Origin of the sequence: Streptomyces sp. NPDC006393, assembly GCF_040628575.1 — a bacterium.
In the GTDB taxonomy this organism is placed as follows: domain Bacteria; phylum Actinomycetota; class Actinomycetes; order Streptomycetales; family Streptomycetaceae; genus Streptomyces.
This window is the reverse complement of record NZ_JBEXZD010000093.1, coordinates 1-19,642: the sequence shown is the minus strand read 5'-3', so window position 1 is coordinate 19,642 and position 19,642 is coordinate 1. Positions and strand designations below refer to the sequence as shown.

General features: G+C 72.9%; 21 protein-coding genes. 8 read left to right on the top strand and 13 right to left on the bottom strand.

Annotated elements, in window-relative coordinates; translation table 11 throughout:
* Positions 1-39: 39 nt before the first annotated feature.
* From ABZ484_RS29325 to ABZ484_RS29315, 3 genes are all read right to left on the bottom strand, one after another.
* Positions 40-1,050 carry a cytochrome d ubiquinol oxidase subunit II gene (locus tag ABZ484_RS29325; protein WP_358868954.1) on the bottom strand — a complete coding sequence of 337 codons (1,011 nt, stop codon included), beginning with the start codon at positions 1,048-1,050 and terminating at the stop codon, positions 40-42.
* Positions 1,051-1,112: 62 nt separating this feature from the next.
* Positions 1,113-2,477 (bottom strand): cytochrome ubiquinol oxidase subunit I, encoded by a 1,365-nt coding sequence (locus ABZ484_RS29320; protein WP_358868953.1) that lies wholly within the window; start codon positions 2,475-2,477, stop codon positions 1,113-1,115.
* A 414-nt stretch (positions 2,478-2,891) separates the two neighbouring features.
* On the bottom strand, positions 2,892-3,734 hold the full coding sequence (locus ABZ484_RS29315; RefSeq protein ID WP_358868941.1) for a hypothetical protein: 843 nt from the start codon (positions 3,732-3,734) through the stop codon (positions 2,892-2,894).
* Between the two features lie 380 nt (positions 3,735-4,114).
* Between ABZ484_RS29315 and ABZ484_RS29310 the strand changes: the two genes are divergently transcribed.
* The gene (locus ABZ484_RS29310; RefSeq protein ID WP_358868940.1) at positions 4,115-4,804 is read left to right on the top strand and encodes a class F sortase; all 690 of its coding nucleotides are present in this window, start codon (positions 4,115-4,117) and stop codon (positions 4,802-4,804) included.
* A 13-nt stretch (positions 4,805-4,817) separates the two neighbouring features.
* Here ABZ484_RS29310 and ABZ484_RS29305 read toward each other — a convergent pair whose 3' ends face one another.
* Both ABZ484_RS29305 and ABZ484_RS29300 read right to left on the bottom strand, forming a co-directional pair.
* Complete coding sequence (locus ABZ484_RS29305) at positions 4,818-5,237, bottom strand: DUF2267 domain-containing protein (protein ID WP_358868939.1); 420 nt, start codon at positions 5,235-5,237, stop codon at positions 4,818-4,820.
* 228 nt (positions 5,238-5,465) lie between these two features.
* A complete protein-coding gene (locus tag ABZ484_RS29300; RefSeq protein ID WP_358868938.1) occupies positions 5,466-6,221 on the bottom strand; it encodes a type 1 glutamine amidotransferase in 756 nt (251 codons plus the stop codon).
* A 218-nt stretch (positions 6,222-6,439) separates the two neighbouring features.
* On the opposite strand from ABZ484_RS29300, the gene ABZ484_RS29295 reads away from it, so the two are divergent.
* Positions 6,440-7,603 carry a CapA family protein gene (locus tag ABZ484_RS29295; RefSeq protein ID WP_358868937.1) on the top strand — a complete coding sequence of 388 codons (1,164 nt, stop codon included), beginning with the start codon at positions 6,440-6,442 and terminating at the stop codon, positions 7,601-7,603.
* 49 nt (positions 7,604-7,652) lie between these two features.
* On the opposite strand, the gene ABZ484_RS29290 is transcribed toward ABZ484_RS29295, so the two are convergent.
* Complete coding sequence (locus ABZ484_RS29290; protein WP_358868936.1) at positions 7,653-8,084, bottom strand: hypothetical protein; 432 nt, start codon at positions 8,082-8,084, stop codon at positions 7,653-7,655.
* A gap of 150 nt (positions 8,085-8,234) precedes the next feature.
* On the opposite strand from ABZ484_RS29290, the gene ABZ484_RS29285 reads away from it, so the two are divergent.
* Entirely contained in the window at positions 8,235-8,666 is a 432-nt protein-coding gene (locus ABZ484_RS29285; protein WP_358868935.1) for an SRPBCC family protein, read from the top strand.
* A 37-nt stretch (positions 8,667-8,703) separates the two neighbouring features.
* Positions 8,704-9,159: an archease gene (locus ABZ484_RS29280; protein WP_358868934.1), complete on the top strand. Its 456-nt coding sequence runs from the start codon at positions 8,704-8,706 to the stop codon at positions 9,157-9,159.
* 33 nt (positions 9,160-9,192) lie between these two features.
* Here ABZ484_RS29280 and ABZ484_RS29275 read toward each other — a convergent pair whose 3' ends face one another.
* From ABZ484_RS29275 to ABZ484_RS29260, 4 genes are all read right to left on the bottom strand, one after another.
* Positions 9,193-10,605, bottom strand: coding sequence for an RtcB family protein (locus ABZ484_RS29275; protein ID WP_358868933.1), 1,413 nt, complete (start codon positions 10,603-10,605; stop codon positions 9,193-9,195).
* 9 nt (positions 10,606-10,614) lie between these two features.
* A complete protein-coding gene (locus ABZ484_RS29270) occupies positions 10,615-11,007 on the bottom strand; it encodes a DUF2267 domain-containing protein (RefSeq protein WP_358868932.1) in 393 nt (130 codons plus the stop codon).
* 138 nt (positions 11,008-11,145) lie between these two features.
* On the bottom strand, positions 11,146-11,910 hold the full coding sequence (locus ABZ484_RS29265; RefSeq protein WP_358868931.1) for a PepSY domain-containing protein: 765 nt from the start codon (positions 11,908-11,910) through the stop codon (positions 11,146-11,148).
* A gap of 118 nt (positions 11,911-12,028) precedes the next feature.
* Positions 12,029-12,691 (bottom strand): response regulator transcription factor, encoded by a 663-nt coding sequence (locus ABZ484_RS29260; RefSeq protein WP_358868930.1) that lies wholly within the window; start codon positions 12,689-12,691, stop codon positions 12,029-12,031.
* 495 nt (positions 12,692-13,186) lie between these two features.
* Between ABZ484_RS29260 and ABZ484_RS29255 the strand changes: the two genes are divergently transcribed.
* Positions 13,187-13,585, top strand: coding sequence for a hypothetical protein (locus ABZ484_RS29255; RefSeq protein ID WP_358868929.1), 399 nt, complete (start codon positions 13,187-13,189; stop codon positions 13,583-13,585).
* A 22-nt stretch (positions 13,586-13,607) separates the two neighbouring features.
* On the opposite strand, the gene ABZ484_RS29250 is transcribed toward ABZ484_RS29255, so the two are convergent.
* The 3 genes from ABZ484_RS29250 to ABZ484_RS29240 all read right to left on the bottom strand — a co-directional run bounded on the left by ABZ484_RS29250 (position 13,608) and on the right by ABZ484_RS29240 (position 16,155).
* Positions 13,608-14,750 carry a Ku protein gene (locus ABZ484_RS29250; RefSeq protein WP_358868952.1) on the bottom strand — a complete coding sequence of 381 codons (1,143 nt, stop codon included), beginning with the start codon at positions 14,748-14,750 and terminating at the stop codon, positions 13,608-13,610.
* 124 nt (positions 14,751-14,874) lie between these two features.
* Complete coding sequence (locus tag ABZ484_RS29245; RefSeq protein WP_358868928.1) at positions 14,875-15,780, bottom strand: hypothetical protein; 906 nt, start codon at positions 15,778-15,780, stop codon at positions 14,875-14,877.
* 54 nt (positions 15,781-15,834) lie between these two features.
* Positions 15,835-16,155 carry a hypothetical protein gene (locus ABZ484_RS29240; protein ID WP_358868927.1) on the bottom strand — a complete coding sequence of 107 codons (321 nt, stop codon included), beginning with the start codon at positions 16,153-16,155 and terminating at the stop codon, positions 15,835-15,837.
* A gap of 295 nt (positions 16,156-16,450) precedes the next feature.
* On the opposite strand from ABZ484_RS29240, the gene ABZ484_RS29235 reads away from it, so the two are divergent.
* The 3 genes from ABZ484_RS29235 to ABZ484_RS29225 form a co-directional block, all read left to right on the top strand.
* A complete protein-coding gene (locus tag ABZ484_RS29235) occupies positions 16,451-16,861 on the top strand; it encodes a hypothetical protein (protein WP_358868926.1) in 411 nt (136 codons plus the stop codon).
* Between the two features lie 145 nt (positions 16,862-17,006).
* Positions 17,007-19,094 carry a SpoIIE family protein phosphatase gene (locus ABZ484_RS29230; protein ID WP_358868925.1) on the top strand — a complete coding sequence of 696 codons (2,088 nt, stop codon included), beginning with the start codon at positions 17,007-17,009 and terminating at the stop codon, positions 19,092-19,094.
* A gap of 120 nt (positions 19,095-19,214) precedes the next feature.
* Positions 19,215-19,642 (top strand): alcohol dehydrogenase catalytic domain-containing protein (locus tag ABZ484_RS29225; RefSeq protein ID WP_358868924.1); only part of this gene is annotated, 428 nt, incomplete at its 3' end.

Here is a 19,642-nt window from a genome sequence, read left to right as displayed (position 1 = left end):
CCCCGGCGTGCTCGCCCCGGTGCCCTCACCCGGGCGCGCTCACCCCGGCGAGGACCGCCCCGGCGCCTCGCGCTGGAAGGTGGCGTACAGCAGCCACAGCGACGGCACGAGCACCACCGCGCCCACGCCCAGCGACACCAGGACCGCCCACAGGACGGAGGAGGTCGCCGCGGCCTGCGACACCGTGGTGCCGCCCACCAGCATGGCCGGGTACTGGGCCGCGCCCCACGCCCACAGGATGGCGGCCACCGCCAGAGCCGCCGCCGCGCGGGCCGCCACATGACGGCGGCGGACCAGCAGGCCGATCCCGGCGACACCGGCCACCGCGCTCAGCACGACCAACGGCAGCGCGCGATGGGTCAGCCCGTGGAACAGCACGGGCGCGTCCCCGGCGAGCACCGCGATGCCCGCGAGAGCCACCAGGCCCGCCCCCGAGCCGGTGACCACGGCGTCACGGGCGAAGGCGGCGGCCAGCTCCGGCCGCCCCGCGCGGTCCGCGTCGGCGCACAGGTAGACCGCCGCCAGGTGCGCGCAGGTCACCACGGCCAGCACCCCGCCCAGCAGCGACGTCGGATTGAGCCAGCTGGTCACCACGTCGCCCGCGGCGAGCCCCGGCGGGACGCGGCCGGAGGCGACGCCGCCCGCCACCGTGCCCAGGAAGAACGGTGTGAGCAGCGACGACAGCGCGAAGCACGCCCCGAACAGGCGCTGCTGCCACAGCTCGGTACTGGCCTTGCGGAAGGCGAAGGCGGCGCCGCGGGCGATGATGCCCAGCGCCGCCAGCGTCAGCGGGATGTACAGCGTGGACATCACCGCGGCGAACACGGGGGAGAACGCCGACCACAGCAGGACCACCACGAAGATCAGCCACACGTGGTTGGCCTCCCACACCGGTCCGATGCTGTGCTCGATGAGCCGGCGCCGGGCCCGGCCCTGCTCCGCGCCGCCGGCCACCAGATCCCACACGCCCGCGCCGAAGTCGGCCCCGCCGAACAGGGCGTAGCAGGTCAGGCCCACCCACATCACGGCGAGCGCCGCGTCCGCGAGCACGGTCACCTCCAAGGGCTCCTACGACGGCACGAGAGAGGTCACGAGAGGGGGCAGGAGAGTGATCACACCACCGGATACCGCGCGACGTCCTCCTCCTGCGGGGCGCGCGGCACCGGTGTGCCCCGTGCCATCCGCCGCAGGACGTACACCGTCGCGACGGTCATCGCCGCGTACACCACCAGCACCAGCCACAGACCGCCCATGAGCCCGGGAGCGGGATTGACGGCGTCCCGCACTCTCATCACCCCCCACACGATCCAGGGCTGCCGGCCCAGTTCCGTCACGCTCCAGCCGCACTCCAGCGCCACCACCGACGCAGGTCCTCCCACGGCCGCCAGGGCCAGGAAGAGGCGAGGCGTCGACACCTCGCCACCGGTGCGCCGGCGGCGCCACCACAGCCACAGCAGCCACACACCCATCGCCAGCAGGAAGAAGCCGACGGCGACCATCAGGTCGAACGCCCAGTGCACCGCGGTGACCGGGGGCCGCTGGGCCGCCGGCACGCGGTCCAGGCCCTGGACGACCGTGCCGGGGCTGTAGCCGACCAGCAGCGACAGACCGTCGGGGATCTCCAGGCCGTACTCGAGCCCGTGGTCGCCCGCGACGCCGCCGATCGTCAGCGGGACGTGCGAGCCGGTGCGGTACACGCCCTCGATCGCGGCGAGCTTGGTCGGCTGGTAGTGCGACAGGAACCGTGCCGCCCAGTCGCCCACATACACCTGAAACGGTGTCACCACGACCCCGAGTGTGAACGGGATGAAGAATCCGGCCCGGTGGTAGGCGTCGCGCCGCCCGCGCAGCAGGGCCACCGCGTACACCGAGGCGGTCAGGAAGGACGCCACCATGAACGCGGCCAGGATCATGTGCACGGTCTGCGGCGGGCTCGCCGGGTTGAGCATCGCCGCCCACGGGTCGACGTGCACCACCTTGCCGTCGCGCAGGGTGAAGCCGCGCGGCTGGTTCATCCAGGCGTTGGCGCACACGACGAAGAACGCCGACAGGGTGCCCGCGATCACGATCGGAACGCCGGTCAGCAGATGACGGCGCGGCGGCAGCCGGTCCCAGGCGTAGAGATAGATCCCGAGGAAGACGGCCTCGACGAAGAAGGCGATGCCCTCCAGTGCGAACGGCAGACCGACGACCTGGCCGAACCTGCCCATCAGCCCCGGCCACAACAGGCCCATCTCGAAGCTGAGGATGGTCCCCGACACGGCGCCCACCGCGAACAGCACACCCATGGCGCGCGCCCAGTGACGTGCCAGCAGCCGGTGCGCCGGATCGCCGGTGCGGATGCCGTACCACTCGGCGAGCAGCGTCAGGGCCGGCAGGCCGACACCGAGACAGGCCACGACGATGTGCCAGGCGAGCGAGAAACCCATCTGCGCCCGCGCCGCCGCCAGGTCGCTCTCCTTCACCCGGTCGGCCATGTACACGGCGAGCGCCCACGGGCCGGAGAGGACAGTACGCATCACGAGAACCGTCAGTACCCGGTTCCGACGGCGCACACCGGCGAGCCCCGCAACAGCAACCCGAAGGCGTGAACCTGCGTCAGGCCCGAACCGCCGGGGGACCGCTGCCGAGACGTCCGGCGCGAACTCTCCTTGTCCCTCGCCCACATGGCGAGGCATCACCGATCGCCGTCCCGGCCGGCAGCCGCCCGGACCAGCCCTGATCGTCCGCGGCCGGACGGGACGGGGTGCCGCTAGCACGGCCTGTGGCCCCGGCCGTGTCACCGGTTCCCCGCCGGCGCCCGAGTTCCCTCGGCCGGATGAAGGGAGGGACCGTCAGTAGTCCGAATGCGACGCTCCAATGGTGCGTGTCGGTCATTGCGCTGAAGGTGATCACGTCGCACCTGCGATCCCGACTGAGTGGGCGTGGTGCCGACTCTCGCAGTCGCGACGGAAGGAATACCCATGCGCATTACCCGTACTTTGTTCGTCTCCGCGGCGATCGCCACGGCCGTAGCGGTCTCCGCTCCGGGCGCCGGCGCCGTGGGGCTGACCGCGCTCGGCCATTCCCCCGGCCACACCCCCGTCAGCAGCACCTCCTACGGCGACTCCGACGATGGCGGTCGCGGTGACGACGGTGGCCGTGGTGACGAGGGTGGCCGCGGTGGTGACGACGGCGGTCGTGGTGACGACGGTGGCTACGGCGGTGACGACGGTGGCTACGGCGGTGACGACGGCGGTCGCGGTGGTGACCGCGGTGGTCGTGGGGACAAGCCGCACGGTGGCGTGCACGCCGGTGGCGGGGCCCTGGCGCTGAAGGGCACCGACCACGGTGGCGGTCGCGGCGACGACGGTGGCCGCGGCGGCGACGAAGGTGGCCGCGGCGGTGACGACGGCGGTCGTGGTGACGACGGTGGCTACGGCGGTGACGACGGTGGCTACGGCGGTGACGACGGCGGTCGCGGTGGTGACCGCGGTGGTCGTGGGGACAAGCCGCACGGTGGCGTGCACGCCGGTGGCGGGGCCCTGGCGCTGAAGGGCACCGACCACGGTGGCGGTCGCGGCGACGACGGTGGCCGTGGCGACGAAGGTGGCCGCGGCGGTGACGAGGGTGGCCGCGGCGGTGACGACGGCGGTCGCGGCGACGACGGAGGCCGTGGTGACGACAGTGGCCGCGGCGGTGACGACGGTGGCCGCGGCAGCGACCGCGGTGACCGGCCGCACGGTGGTGTCCACGCCGGTGGGGGCGGCCTCGCGCGGTCCTCGGACGACTCGAACACCGCACTGGAACTGGGTGCGGGGGCCGCGCTGGTGCTCGGCGGCCTCGGAGCGGGCGTGTACATGCTGCGCCGCCGCCGGGCATCGGGCACCTCCGCGGCCTGAAGTTCCTGAGCGTCACCCTGCTGTCGCGGCCTGCGTCACGTCCCGCGAGGAACGCGCAGGCCGCGGAAGCGGCGCTCCCTCCGCCGCGCACGATCGGCTCCACATCTTGACGAAAGGCACCGTCCATGGCCTCTCAGCATCCGTCTCGGACGGGGCAGTACGGGACCGGGTCCGCCCGGCGGCGCGGCCGGCTCCGCCTGCTGTGGCCCGTGGCAGCGGTCGGGCTGGGATTGATGCTCATTCAGCACTCCCTGGGCAGCCCGGCCGGCGAGGCCGGGCAGCAGCCCCGGCCCGCGGCCGTCGCCTCGCACGCGGTCCCGTCCGCGCCACCGTCCACGCTTCCCGAGACGACCACGATTCCCGCGCCGTCCACGCCGTTCACGCCGTCCGCACCGTCCACGGCCCTCCGCCCCTCCACACCGACCACGCCCGCCGCCGGCGCCCTCGACAAGGGGCTGCCCCGATCGACACCGGTACGCATCTCCATCCCGAAGATCGGCGTCGACGCGCCCTTCACCAAGCTCTCCCTCGACGCCTCCAAGCACCTGAGCCCGCCACCCGCCAACGACAAGAACCTGGTCGGCTGGTTCCAGGGCGGTGCCTCACCCGGTGAGCGCGGGGCGGCGATCGTCGTGGGCCACGTGGACACCAAGACCGGTCCCGCGGTCTTCGTCGACCTGGCGTCGCTGGAGGCGGGCGATTCCGTGAGCATCACGCGCGCCGACGGCGTCGTCGCACGCTTCAAGGTCGACCGCGCGCAGAAGTTCAGCAAGGCCGACTTCCCCGACGACCTGGTCTACACCGACACGCCGAGCCCCGAACTGCGCCTGATCACCTGCGGCGGCACCTTCGACCGCAGCAAGCAGGACTACGAGGACAACCTGGTCGTCTTCGCCCACCTCGACTCGATCAAGATCACCTGACCGGCGAAAGACCCTATTCCTCCATGGCGCGGCCGACGGGCAGGAGTTCCCGGATGTCCGCCGGCAGCGCCCCGCTCACCTTCTCGGTCAGCTCCGGTGCGAGGGCGGCGTCGAGCACCTCCAGCACCGCGGCGGCCTCGCGCACGGCCGCGTCCTCGTCCGTGCCCGCGCGACCGGCGATCCTCCCGGCGAACACGGTGAGGTCGAACCGCTCCCCGGAGGCGTGCGTGCTCTCACCGGCCACCGACTGCGTCACCTCCCGCATGGGGGCGGCCAGTTCGTGCGGAAGCTGGGCGGCCACGTGGTCCGCGAGCCCGGACGGCAGCCGTTCGGCGAGCGTGCTCAGCACGGCCCGCGTCGCCCGCTCGGCCGATCCCCGGTCCGGCAGCCGAGCGAGTGCCTGCACCTTTCCGATCATCTCGTCGTGCCGCATGAGGCGCGTCTCCTTTCCCAGCGTGTGGTGCGTACGATCCGGCTGGGAACAACCGTGTCCCGGCACCGGGCGAGTACCCGGTGCGCCGCCCCTACACCGGACCCGGCCGACGGCGACACACCGGACCCTGCCGACGCCGACACACCGGACCCTGCCGACGCCGACACACCGGGTCCGGCCGACGGCGACGCAGGGCCGTATGACCGGCGCCGGGCACCTCGCGGCTCCTCACGCGGGCGCGACGCCCCGCGGCGCACCGCGGCCACGGCCACGGCTGCGGCCGTGCGCCAGCGCCGCGAACCGCAGCGCCACCTCCCGCCACACCGGTACGGCGGCCGGGTCCGCACGCAGCGCGACGCGGTGCAGTTCGGTCCGGTCCAGCCCGTGGCGCTCAAGCCGGGCCGCGGACCATCGTGCGATGCGCTCCGGATCCGCCTCGGGGTGGAACTGGACGCCCCACGCCGCCTCGCCGACCCGGAACGCCTGATACGGACACCGCTCGCTGCGGGCCAGCCACCGCGCCCCCTCGGGCAGCCGTACGATCGCGTCCACGTGGTGCTCGATCGCCGTCGGCCGCTGCGGCAATCCGCCGAACAGCGGGTCGTCCGCCGCCTCCGGCCGCAGCGTCAGGGCCATGCTCCCGAACTCGGGTTCGCCGTGCTCGCCCGCCACCTTCCCGCCCGCCACCTGCGCGAGCATCTGCCCCCCGAGACAGATCCCGAAGACCGGCACGCCCCGCTCCAGCGCCTGCGCCATGAGCGCCCGCGCCCCCGCCAGCCACGGCGCCCGGTCGTCGTCGTCCGGCAGAAAGGCGCCGCCCAGCACGATCAGCGCGGCGTGCTCCAGCCGCTCGGGCAGGGCCTCCCCGGCGTCCGCCCGCACCACCTCCATGCCGACCCCGCCCTCGGCCAGCCAGTCCGCCCACCGACCCGGTCCGCCGTACGCGCTGTTCTGCACCACCAACGCCGTGGCCGCATTCCGCATGGCCCGATTCCGCCCCTCTCCCGCACCGCCCGGCCGACCCGCGCGGCCCCCGTGATCCTGCCCCCCTGACCGGCCCCGCCATGCCGCGTACCCGCCCCCCGAAACGGGAACTCGCCGTTCGAACCCGTTCGGACCCCGTCCGCCCCGTTCGAATCCGTCCGGAGCCCGTCCGGAGCCCGTCCGGACCCGTTCGCGTCCTCGGCCCCAAGGAGGTGATCATGGTGGAAGCGGCACAGCCGGTGGCCGCGCGGCGGGGCGTGGTGACGCTGTTCCTGTGCGGTGACGTGATGCTGGGCCGCGGGGTCGACCAGATCCTGGAGCACCCCGGCGATCCGGCACTGCGCGAGGACTGGATACGGGACGCGCGGGCGTATGTCGAGCTGGCGGAGGCGGCCTGCGGTCCGATCCCCGCGCCGGTCGCGCCCGCCTGGCCGTGGGGCGAGGCACTGCCGGCGCTCCGGGAGGCCGCACCGGACGTGCGGATCCTGAACCTGGAGACGGCGGTGACGTGCAGTGACGCCTTCGCCCCGGGCAAGGCGGTCCACTACCGGATGAACCCGGCCAACCTGCCGGCCCTGACGGTGGCCCGGCCCGACGTCTGCGTCCTTGCCAACAACCACGTGCTGGACTTCGGCCGTGCCGGTCTCCTGGAGACGCTCGACGCCCTGCGCGCCGCCGGACTGAGGTCGGCGGGCGCCGGCCGCAACGCCGAGGAGGCGTACGCGCCCGCCGTGTGCCCCGTCGCGGACGGTGCCCGCCTGCTGGTGTTCGCCCTGGGGACGATGTCCAGCGGCATACCGCCGAGCTGGGCGGCCACGGCCGACCAGGCGGGTGTCGCCTACGTCGCGGAGCCGACGGAACGGGCCGCCGCCGCGGCGGCCGGACGGGTCCGGGAGCTGAGGCGGCCCGGCGACATCGCGGTGGTCTCCGTGCACTGGGGGTCGAACTGGGGCCACCACATCCCCCGGGAGCAGATCCGCTTCGCGCACACCCTGATCGACGGCGGGGTGGACGTCGTCCACGGGCACTCCTCGCACCACCCGCGCGCCATCGAGGTCCACCGCGACCGGCTGATCCTGTACGGATGCGGCGACTTCATCGACGACTACGAGGGCATCACCGGCTACGAGCAGTACCGCGACGACCTTCGTCTGGCCTACCTGGTCTCGCTGGAGGCGGAGACGGGCCGGCTGCGGGACCTGCGCATGACGACACTGCGGGCCCGCCGGATGCGGCTGGAGCCCGCCGCCGAGGAGGACCGGGCGTGGATGGCGGCCACCCTCGCCCGGACCAGCCACGGCACGGCCGTCGTACCGGATCCGGACGGCGCGCTCCACGCGGTACCGGACACGCCGGACACCGGCGGCCCGAAGGGGTGGTGAGGGCAGCGCGTCCGGCCGTGCCGGTCTCCAGTGCGTCCGGCCGTGCCGGTCACCCGCCGGGGTCCTCGGACTCCGGCGGCACGGGCAGCGGCTGCCGCCAGGGCGTGGACTCGTCGATCCTCGGGGCGGCCCCGCGCACGGCGCGTGCCACCGCCTCGGCCCGGGACGCGGTGCGCGCCGCGACGACGAGGAGACGCAGCGGGGCGGAGGGCCGGAGTTCGACGCACACCAGGGGCCTGCCGGGCCGTAGGGCGACGTAGTCCACCCCGGCCTGATGAGCGCGCGTGCCCACGCACACCAGGCCGGGCACGCAGATGCCGCGCCGGTGGCTTCCACGCATCGTGCGCCACCAGTCGGTCTCGACCGTCACACGGCACACCGCCGCCAGCGGCACGCGCACATCGCCCTGACGGGCCGCCGCCCTCTCCCACAGCGCCGGCCGGACGACCAGATCGTCACCCTCCACGCGCATCCGTGCCATGCTCCGCACCTGCCCTCCATCCCTTTCTCCATCGTCGCTCCGGGCGTCCGCCGCCGCTCCGCACGGCGACGGCGGCCGCCGCCGACGGACCGGCACGAGCGCACACTGGAAGGGGAAGCTGTACACACGAGTCGCACGTGGAGGTCGGCCATGAGCACCCTCGAAGAACACGTCGACGTCGGAGTTCCGATCGACGACGCCTGGGACGGCCTGCACCGGGTCGAGAACTATCCGCGCTTCGTGTCCGGAGTCCGCGAAGCCCGCACGGAGGCGGGAGGCCGGGCGCACCTCGACATCGAGGCCGGTGGCCGGTCCCGGGAGATCGAGGCCGAACTGTCCGATCGCGCGGCGGAACGCGTGATGGAATGGCACACCACCGGCGCTCCCGACCTCATGGGGTCCTTCACCCTCCAGCCCCTCGACGACCACCACACCCGCATCCAGGCGCGGCTGGAGTACGACCCCGGCACCGTCCGGGAGATCCTGGGCGGACCGAAGGGCTTCGCCCAGGCCACCGCGATCGAACGCACCGTCCGCGATGATCTGGAGCATTTCAAGGAGTGCGTGGAACAGGGGCGGTGAGCGCGATGAGCCGCCGCCGAACGGGCACCCGGTGAGCATGGTCGGCGACACGGGTGACGACAGGGAAGCGCGGCGGCAGGGCGAGAACGGCCACCGGGCCGTGCCGCACACCGCCGATGTGCGCCTCGAAGCCTGGGCCACGAGCCGGGAGCGCTGCCTGACGGAAGCGGCGCTGGCGATGGTGGACTGCTTCGCCGATGTGGCCGGGGCGCGGCCCGCCGCCGTGGAGCACGTACGGCTGGCCGAGGGCAGTGACGAGGATCTGCTCGCGGCGCTGCTGGACGAAGTGATCTACCGGATGGAGGTGCAGGGCCGGATACCGGTCGACGTGGCGGCCGCTGAGGTCGGCGACGGCCTCGACGTCCATCTGGCGATGGCCCCGCTCGCGGACGTGGAGATCATCGGCGCCGTGCCGAAGGGCGTCTCCTGGCACGGGATGCACATCGGCCCCGATTCCTACGGCTGGTCCTGCGCCGTGACCGTCGACGCCTGAGCCGCCCGCCCGAGCCGGGGATGTGAAGGGCCTTCAGCCCTTGACCACCCCCAGCGGCACCAGCCGGGCGACCGTGCGGCACAGCCCCGCCGCCTCGCTCACCGCGACCACCGCGTCGACGTCCTTGTACGCCTCGGGCGTCTCCTCCGCCAGACCGCGCAGCGAGCGCGGCCGCACCGCGATCCCCTCGTGCTCCAGCCGGGCCCGCAGCTGCCTGCCGCTGATGGTGCGGGCCGCCTGATGGCGGCTCAGCGTACGGCCGGCGCCATGGCAGGTGGAGGCGAACGCGTCCCCGCCGGGCACGCCCGCCAGCACGTACGAGGCGGTGCCCATGGTGCCGGGGATCAGCACCGGCTGTCCCGCCTCGCGCAGATCCTCGGGCAGGTCGGGGTGGCCGGGCGGGAAGGCGCGGGTGGCGCCCTTGCGGTGGACGCACAGCCGGCGCCGTACCCCCTCGACCGTGTGGCTCTCGATCTTGGCCAGGTTGTGCGACACGTCGTACACGAGCGAGAGCGAGGTGCCCGCGCCGCGCCGGAAGATCTGGCGAGCCGCGTCGGACAGCAACTGGCGGTTGGCCCGCCCGTAGTTCGCGGCCGCGGCCATCGCCCCGAGATAGGCCTGCCCCTCGGGCGACTCCACGGGGGTGCAGGCCAGCTGCCGGTCGGGTACGGCGATGCCGTAGCGGGCCATGGCCCGGTCCATCGCCTTGACGTGATCGGTGCAGATCTGGTGGCCGAGACCGCGGGAGCCGCAGTGGATCATCACGCACACCTGGTCGCGGGCGATCCCGAAGGCCGCCGCCGCCTCCTCGTCGTACACCTCGGCGACCTGCTGCACCTCCAGGAAGTGGTTCGCCGACCCCAGACTGCCCACCTGCCCGAGGCCGCGCTCCCGCGCCCGCTCGCCGACCTGCGTCACATCGGCGTCGGCGACCGCCCCGCGGTCCTCGCACCGGATCAGGTCGCGCTCCTCGCCGTGGCCCTGCTCCACCGCGTACCGTGAGCCGCCGCGCAGGATCCGCTCCATCTGCCCGGGACCGGTCAGCCGCCACACACCGCCGGGCCCCGCGCCCCGGGGGATCGCCCGGTCCAGGGCGTCCATCACCGCGGGCAGCGACCGCTCGAACTCCTTGCGTTCGCAGCCGGCGGCCAGCAGCCGCACCCCGCAGGAGATGTCGAACCCGACCCCGCCGGGCGACACCACGCCGCCCTCGTCCACCGCGGTCGCCGCGACACCGCCGATGGGGAAGCCGTAGCCCCAGTGGATGTCGGGCATCGCGTACGAGGCGCCGACGATCCCCGGCAGGGTGGCCACGTTCACGACCTGCCGCAACGACTGCTCGGCGTCGGCGAGCAGTTCCCGTGAGGCGAACACCACCCCGGGCACCCGCATGTCCCCGTGCCGTTCGATGCGGAAGCGGTGGGCGCGCTCCTCGACCAGTTCCATCGTTCCCGCTCAGTCCGCGAGGTCCGCCCTGCCGAACAGGGCGGCGTAGCCGGACGGGAGCCCGCCGATGACCTGGTTGAGCTCGCCGCCGGAGATGACGTCGGCGACGGTCGTCAGTACGGCGCTGGCGTCCCACTGGGCGGTCCGCGGGCGCGCACCCGTACGCTCGGCCACCTGGTGGTAGAACTCCTCGACACCGAAGCTCTCCGCCCGCTCCCGCTTGGCGTCGGTCAGTGACCGCCCCAGCGGCATGGGCAGCTGGGAGGCGAGATCGTCGACCTCGCCGGGACTGATCCTCGTGGCCAGCACCCCGAGGACGTCCTCGGTGATCTTCTGGGCTTCGTCCTGGCTGTAGAACTCGCCGCGCTCGCGCACCCGGGCGAGGAACTCGTCGCACTTCATCGCCGCCTCGCTTTCCCGCGCCGTACCCGGCGCGGCACCCTCGGTCGAGACCTCTGCCGGCTCTGCCGACGAGTACCCCGATCGGTCCCCTATGACCGAGGGCGCGCGGGATCACCGAGGGTGCGCGAGGTGCCGGACTCAGTCGCGGTCGACGTGTTCGCGCACGATCTTGCCGTCGGCCGCGTCGACGTCGAAGGTCGTCTTGTCCCAGTTGTCGGTCGTGACCACGTCGACGGACCAGACGAGCCGGTGGTCGTTCTCGTCGAGGCTGATGCCGGTGACGGTGCCCTTGGTCTTGTCCGTGGCCGTCTTCACGGCCTGGGCCGACGTCTGGGTGGCCTTGCGCAACCGGTCGGCGACCTCGCGCTTGTCGTCGGCGTCCTGGTCCGGCTCCGTCCGGCTGCGGACGACGTTTCCGCTGACCGCGTCGACATCGACCCGGTGCACCGTCCCGTCGGCGGCGGCGACCTTCGCCTCCCACTCGGGGGCGCCCGCGGAGGGGGACGGACTCGGGCTGCCGGTGCCGGGGCTGGTCGTACCGGGGCTGGCTGTGCCGGGGCTGGCTGTGCCGGGACTGGCCGTGCCCGGTGAGGTGGTCGCTGCGCCGGAAGCGGTCTTCAGGTCGAGATCGACGAGCTTGCCCCCGGGGACCTCCTTCACCGCGGTGGCGGCGGCCTTCTCCCAGCTCACGTGTGTCTTGGTGATGAGGTCCCTGCGGTGTGCCTGGTCCTCGTTCAGCGACGCGGTGGGGGAGGCCGGGGAGGGGGAGGCCGGCGCCGTGGCGGTCGGGGACATGGCGGTGGGGCTCGTCGGAGCGGCCTCGGCGACGCTCGAACGCGTCGCGTCGGCGCCGCAGGCGGCCAACAGCAGGACGGAACTGCCCAGGGCACAGGTCAGGGCCATGGTACGGAGAGGCGGAAGACGTCGCGCAGTGGTCATGCAGCTCTCGGTAACCATGGCACGGGTCCCTGACACCGGCCAGGGGACGAAACCACCGGAATGGCCGGGCACGCGGCACCGCTCAGCGGCGGGTGTGGACCAGACCTGTCTCGTAGGCGACCGCCACCGCCTGGGCCCGGCTGCTGAGCTCCAGCTTCGCCATCATCCGGTGCAGATGCGTCTTCACCGTGGCGATGGTCACCGTGAGCCGGTCGGCTATCTCCGGATTGGACAGCCCCTGCCCGACCAGACTGAGCACGTCCCGCTCGCGGTTGGTCAGCGACGTGAGGGGTCCGGCACCGGCCACGTCGGGCGACGGGCTGCGCAGATAGGTGTCGATGAGCCGCCGGGTGACCGTCGGCGCGAAGAGCATCTCGCCGTCCGCGATGGCGCGGATGGCGGTGAACAGCCGCTCGGGCGGCGTCTCCTTGAGCAGAAAGCCGCTCGCGCCCACCCGCAGCGCGGCGTACACCAGCTCGTCGAGGTCGAACGTGGTCAGCATGATGATCCGCGGTTTGGGCTCGTCCGAGGCGGCGAGTATCCGCTCGGTCGCCGCGACCCCGTCCAGGCCGGGGAGCCGGATGTCCATCAGGATCACGTCCGGCCGCCGCCCGGCGGCCAGTTCGACCGCCTCCTCACCGGTCGCCGCCTCCCCGCACACCTCCAGGTCGGGCGTGGCGCGTAAGAGGGCCGACAGGCCGCTCCGGACGAGTACTTGGTCGTCGACGACGAGCACGCGTGTCATCTTGTGCAGTCCCCCGAACTTGGTTCCCTTCACCGGCCCGCAGGGGGCACCGCGTCCGGGTGGTCGTCCCGGTCCGCGCGGTACGGGCGGGCGGCGTGAACGCCGCCTCGAACCCCGCCGCGGGCCTGGGCCCGGCGCGGAAACCGCCCCCGTAAAGCCTCACGCGTTCATACATGCCGATCAACCCGTGCCCGGTTCCCGATGAGTTTTGTCCGATTCCTGTCGGGCAGCCACCGGCTCCTGTGCCGTGGGAGGCGTGGGTGTGCTCGAGGTGAACTCAACTCGCTGTCCACCCAGGGGGCGACCACCCTCAGCCCGTGGGTTGAATCCGGTCGCGACCGCCCCGGCCGGCCCGACGGTGAAGACCAACCCGCCGCCCGACGCGCCCGCCGCCCCCGGATCCGTAGTTTCTCCACCGCAACCGGCTCTCGCAGCCGTGCAACCCACCGTTCGGCCCGGCTCCGACGGGGGACCGGACCGGAAAGGAAGGACGTCATGAACGTACGCAAGAGCCTGGCCATCGCGTCGGCGACCGTGGCACTCGGCGGCGGTCTCGCCCTCGCGGCACCGGCGGCGCAGGCCACGCCGGCAGCCCATGGCGGCACCGCCGCCACCGCGGCCATGCAGTGCAAGCAGCACAAGATCACCGTGCCGTCGGACCGGGGCGCCGTGGCGTACTGGGAGTGCCACCGGACGTACCACGGCCACAAGCAGGCCAGCACCCAGATCTGGGTGTACGACAAGAAGGCCGACGGCAAGTGCGTCTACGGCACCGTCAAGATCGGCGGCTGGCGACACACGTACAAGGCCTGCCCCAAGGGCCACAACGTGAGCGGGGCCCGCTCGGGCTGGCACAACGGCGCCGACGCCCAGGTCATCATGTCCATCCGCTGATCCGGCACCGCCGGTCCGGAGGTCAGGCGGCGGTCTTCGCGGTTCTCCTCCGCCGGCCTCCGGCACGGGCGAGCGCGTCGATGAGTTCCTCGCGGCTCATCTTCGAGCGGCCGGGGACGTTCTGATCGGTGGCGCGCTCGTACAGCTCCGCCTTGCTCAGCCGCCGTAGCTCGCTCTTCTCGCTCTTCTCGCTCTTCTCGCTCTTTGCGGTCGTGGCGCTCGTTGCGCTCTTCGCGCTCTTCGCGCCGCCGGGGCCCCGGCCGGTCCTGGCCGGGGCGTCACGGTCGGACTTCTCGCCGGCCCGGCCGGCCTTCGCCGCCTTCGCGGCCGGAGTCTTCCTCTTGGACTCCTGCTTCCGAGGCCGTTCGGCGCCCTCGCCACGGGCGCCGCGGGCCCGGTCCACGCTGCTCTGAAGGACCTTCATCAGGTCGATCACATCGGTGGCCGAAGGCGGCGCCTCGGCCGCCACGATCTCCTGGCCCTCCGCCTTCGCCCGCACCATCTCCCGTACCTTCTCCTGGTACGTGTCGTGGTACCGGGCCGGGTCCCACGGTCCGCTGAGGGCCTCGACCAACTGGACCGCCATGTCGAGCTCCTTGCCCCTCGCGGCGTGGCCGGAGGGCAGTTCGGGCAGCTCCTTGCCCGGGTCGCGGACCTCGTCGGCCCAGTGCAGGGTCTGGAGCACCAGGAGGTCGTCCTCGGCGCGCAGCGCGGTCAGGTACTGCTTGTTGCGCATCACGAACGTGGCGATGCCCGCCTTGCCCGCCTCGGCCAGGGCCGTGAGCAGCAGTTCGTAGACCTTGAGGTACTCCTCGCCGCGGGGCGCGACGTAGTAGGTGCGGTGGAAGTAGACCGGCTCGATGTCCGAGAGGTCGACGAAGTCGGTGACCTCGATGGTCTGCGAGCGGCCCGGCGCGATCTCGTCCAGCTCGCCCGGCTCGACGACCACGTACTCGCCCTCGGCCAGCTCGTAGCCCTTGACGATGTCCTCCGGGGACACCTCCTCGCCGGTGCGTTCGTTGACCCGCCGGTTGCGGATCCGGTCCGTGGTGCCGCGCTGCAACTGGTGGAAGTGGACGGTGTGGTCCTGCGTCGCGGTGAACAGGCCCACCGGGACGCTGACCAGCCCGAAGGTGATCACGCCGGTCCACATCGCGCGTGCCATGACCACCGCTCCCGTCCTGCCTGCCCCGGCCGCCACACCCGGCACGGCGCTCCTGTCCACCACGCTGACACCTCCCCGCCCCGAGCGCGCGCCGAGCGTCGGCCGGCGGTGGGCCGTCCCCCGTCTACCTGACGCGTGCGGCCAGGCGGTCTACTTCCTTCGCGGCCTTCCGGGCCACGTCCTCGGCGCGGGCGACGGCCTCGCGGATCTCCTCGTGCCGCTCCTCGGCGTCCCGCTGGTCGTCCTCGGCACGGCTCAGGTCCTCGCGGGCCTGGTGCAGTCGCCGTTCGGCTTCGGACACCTGCTCTTGGGAGCGATCGCGACGTTCACGGGCCCGCCGCGCCGCCGCTTCGGTGTCCGCCTGCTCGGTCCGCAGGGCGGCAAGGCGCCGTTCGGCCTCCTCGGCCGCCTTCCGGGCGGCCGCGAGCCGGGCCTCGCGCTCGCGGCGCCGTTCGGCGAGTTCGTCCTTCGGCGCCGTCCGCCTCGAAGGAGTCGCCGTCCGCGCCGGTCCGGGAACCGACCGGGTCCGCTTCGGGGCGGCCGCTCCCGCCTCCACACCGCTGGCCGGGAACACCGACGGCGGCGTCAGGGCACTGTGCAGGCGGCCGCCGGCCCACTGCTCGGCCGCCTCGGGATCGGTGAGCACCGCGAGCAGCGTGGATTCCACGTCCTGCCGTACCGCGTCGGACAGCCGGTGACCGCTGTCCTGAGCGAGCTGTGCGGCCTGCCGGGACAGGCCGGAGACGACCTGCCGGCGCTGCGCGGACAGCTCCTTGAGCCCGGCGGCGTCCAGGGTCCGGTACGCCTCCCGCAGTGCCTCCCCGAGCTCGAGGAACTGCCGGCTCTCCTCCGGCCGGGAGCGCAGCAGCAGGTTCGCGGCCCAGGCCGCCAGGGTGGGACGGCGCGCGCCGTGGATCCGGCGGGCGTCCTCGGCCCGGCCGTCCGCCTTGAGGGCGGCGGCCAGTTCTTCGCGGCGGGCGACGAAGTCGGCCGGCGGCGTGGTGTGGAGTTCGTCGAGGACCGCTTCCACGTCCTGCGGTCCGCCACGCCGCCTGCCCTTGCGCCGCACGGTGCTCGTCGCCGGTCACACGCTGTCGCAGATCCGTTCCGCCTGCGCGGCGGCGGTGCTGCGTGCGACGTCGGCGTCCGTCAGCGCCTGGCGCTGGGAGGCGTCCGGGTGGCCCCCTGCGGCGACGAGGTCCTGGAGCTCCTTCTTCAGCTGGTCGTAGTCGCGCGTGGCCTGTTCGGCCGCCGCCATGGCCCGGTCGCAGTCCTGGGACGTGGCGGCACGGGCGTGGGGCGCGGCAGGTTCGGCGGTGGCGGCCGTGGCCGAGTGGGCTGCCGCGGAGAGGGCGAGGACCAGGGCGGCGCCGGTCGTCGTGGCGCGCAGGCGTACCGACGTCATGGGGTGACCTCCAGTCCGGCGTGGAGACGTCCGATCCGGCGTCCGGACGCCGCCTGACCACCATGGGCCACGAGTCCCGCCGCTGCCACTCGCGCGGTATCGAGCGGGACGCACGCGCTCTCGCACCGCGCGGTTTCGGGCCATTGTTCACGCCTACGGGTGAATCTGTGAATGGATGTCCAGTCTGATTCCGGTCGGTGCGGTGTCCTGAGGCACGAACGCCACGAGGCGTGCGGACGCCCCGGGGGACGGGACGGGGCGCGAGGGGACACCGACCGAGGGGGGAGCGAGGGGCATGCGTGTCTTCGTTCTGTGGGTGTGGCTGCTGACCGCGAGCCTGGGCGGCTATCTCGCCACCGTGTGGATCCGCCACGGCGGCCTGCGGCAGCGCACGCCCGGGGTGACGCGGCTGCCGCTGTGGCTCGTCGTGGGACATGTCGCGCTCGCCGTGGCCGGACTGGCCGCGTGGACGGTGTACCTCGTGGGAGGGCTCGAAGGCTCGGCGTGGACGGCCTGCGCGGTCGTCCTGATCGTGGCCGCGTTCGGCTTCATGATGCTGCTGCGCTGGCTGCCCAGCCCCGGACGGCACTCCCACGGCGGCGTCGCCGCCGAGCGGCACTTCCCGCTCACGGCCGTCGTCGCCCACGGCATGTGCGCGGGCGCCACCGTCCTCCTGGTGGTGCTCGTGGTGCTGGGCCGGATGTGAGACCGCGCCCCGCCCCACCCATCACTCAGCTCCGTGCCGTACGACCTTCCTCTCCGGTTCGTGCGGCGGCCGATTCGGGAGAGCATGGAGGGGCGGCCCCTCAGCAGTCGCAGCCATCGGCTGCTGTCGAGGAGGGAGCTTGAGGATGACCACACAGGAATCGTTCCAGGGCGACGAGGAGGCCCGTCAGGTGGGGGCCTCGCCGCCGGGAGGGCTGCTCGATCTGCTCAGCGTGTCCGCGGTGGTGCTGGACGACCGCGGGCGGATCGTGTTCTGGAGCCCGCAGGCCGACGACGTGTTCGGCTACACCGCCGAGGAGGCGCTGGGCCAGTACGCGGCCCGGCTCCTGGTCCACGAGGAACACCGGGACCTGGTGATCAAGCTGTTCGCCGAGGTGATGGGCACCGGGGCCAGCTGGGCCGGCGCGTTTCCCATCCGGCACAAGGACGGCAGCAGCCGCCTGGTGGAGTTCCGCAACATGCGGCTCCTGGACGACCTCGGTGACGTCTACGCCCTGGGTATCGCCGCCGACCGGGCCATGCTGGAGCGGGTCGAGACCGAACTGGCCCTGTCCGAGCGGCTGGTGTCCCAGTCGCCCATCGGCGTCTCGCTCCTGGACACCGAGCTGCGCTACATCCTGGTCAACCCCGCGCTGGAACGCATCAACGGCATCCCCGCCGCCGACCACATCGGCCGCCGCCCGCGCGACGTCCACCCCCTGACCGGCATCGACACCATCGAGTCCGCCCTGCGGCAGGTGCTGGTCACCGGCACCCCGCTGATCGACCAGTACATCGTCGGCCGTACACCGGCCGACCCGGACCACGATCACGCCTGGTCGGTGTCGTACTACCGGCTCGAAGGGGCCGGCGGACAGGTGATCGGCGTGGCGAACTCGGTCGTCGACGTCACCGAACGCCACCGGGCCGCGACCGAGGCGGACCGGGCCCGGCGCAGGCTGGCGCTGATCGCCGACGCCGCCGCCCGGGTCGGAACCACCCTGGAGGTGGAGCAGACCGCCCATGAACTGGCGAAGGTGGCCGTGCCCGTCCTGGCCGACGTGGCGGCGGTCGACGTCCTCGACGCCGTCCTGGCCTTCCGCCGCACCGGAGGCCCGCACGAGGGACCGGAGTTGTTCCGCGCGCTCGCCGTGGTCTCCGACCACCCCACCGAGGCCACCGCCGCCGCGGACAAGGTCGGCGACCTGGCCGCCTACGGCCCCGACCGGCTGATCACCCGGTGCGTGCACACCGGTCAGCCGGTCATCGTGGCCCACACCGGTGAGGAGGAACTACAGCGCATCGCCCGTGACCCGGACGCGGCGCAGGCCTTCGCCCGGGCGGGCGTGCACTCCTACCTCGCCGTGCCGCTGATCGCCCACAACGAGGTGCTCGGCGCGTTCGACCTGCTGCGCATCGACAACCCGCTGCCCTTCGACGAGGACGACGCGATCCTCGCCGGAGAGCTCGCCGCCCGGGCCGCGGTGGCCATCGACAACGCCCGCTGGCACCAGAGCGTGCGCAACTCCGCGGAGACTCTCCAGCGCAGCCTGCTGCCCGGCCGCCACCCCCGCCTCGTCGGCCTGGAGGTCGCCTCCCACTACCAGCCCGCCCAGGCATCCTGTGAGATCGGGGGCGACTGGTACGACATCGTGCCGCTGGACGGCGACAAGACCGCCCTGGTCGTCGGCGACGTGATGGGCAACGGCATCGACGCCGCCGCGGCCATGGGCCGTCTGCGCACCGCCACCTGCGCCTACGCCGACCTCGACCTCGCCCCCGACGAGGTCCTCCATCACCTGGACAAGATCACCCGCGGGCTGGAGCACTACATCGCCACCTGCCTCTACGCCGTCTACGACCCCCACCAGGACCGCTGCCGCATCGCCAACGCCGGACATCTGCCGCCCGCCCTGATCCGCCCCGGGCAGCGCCCCGAACTCCTCGACCTGCCCACCGGCGCACCCCTCGGCGTCGGCGGCGTCCCCTTCCGCACCTCCGCCTTCGACTTCCACCCCGGCGACCGGCTCGTCCTGTACACGGACGGCCTGGTGGAGACCCGGCACCACCCGATCGACGAACGCCTGAACACCCTGCTGCGCGTCCTCGAGGGTGAGCCGCGTGCGCTGAAGGACACCTGTCAGTGGCTCCTGGACAGCCTCCGCGAGCCCGAGGACCACGACGACGTCGCCCTCCTCATCGCGCAGGCCGAGCCCATCACTCCGGCACCTTGACCCCTGGTCGGCACTCGATGATGCTGTGTTGCGGCACATGGGATACGTGCCGTAATGAGCAACGTCATGTCGCCGTGACGGGCGACATCCGACGCGGATTCGTACAGTCGAGGAGTGGTCATGACGCACCAGGTTCGTGCCGTCGTCGCTCGGGGGAAGGGCGCACCCGTCAGCCTGGAAACGATCCTCGTGCCCGACCCGGGTCCGGGCGAGGCGCTGGTGAAGATCGAGGCCTGCGGGGTCTGCCACACCGACCTGCACTACCGCGAGGGCGGTATCAACGACGAGTTCCCCTTCCTCCTCGGCCACGAGGCGGCCGGTGTGGTCGAGTCGGTGGGGGAGGGGGTGACCGACGTCGCGCCCGGTGACTTCGTGATCCTCAACTGGCGTGCGGTGTGCGGGCAGTGCCGGGCCTGTCTGCGCGGGCGGCCCTGGTACTGCTTCGACACGCACAACGCCAAGCAGAAGATGACCCTCACCGACGGCACGGAGCTCTCCCCGGCCCTCGGGATCGGCGCGTTCGCCGAGAAGACGCTGGTGGCGGCCGG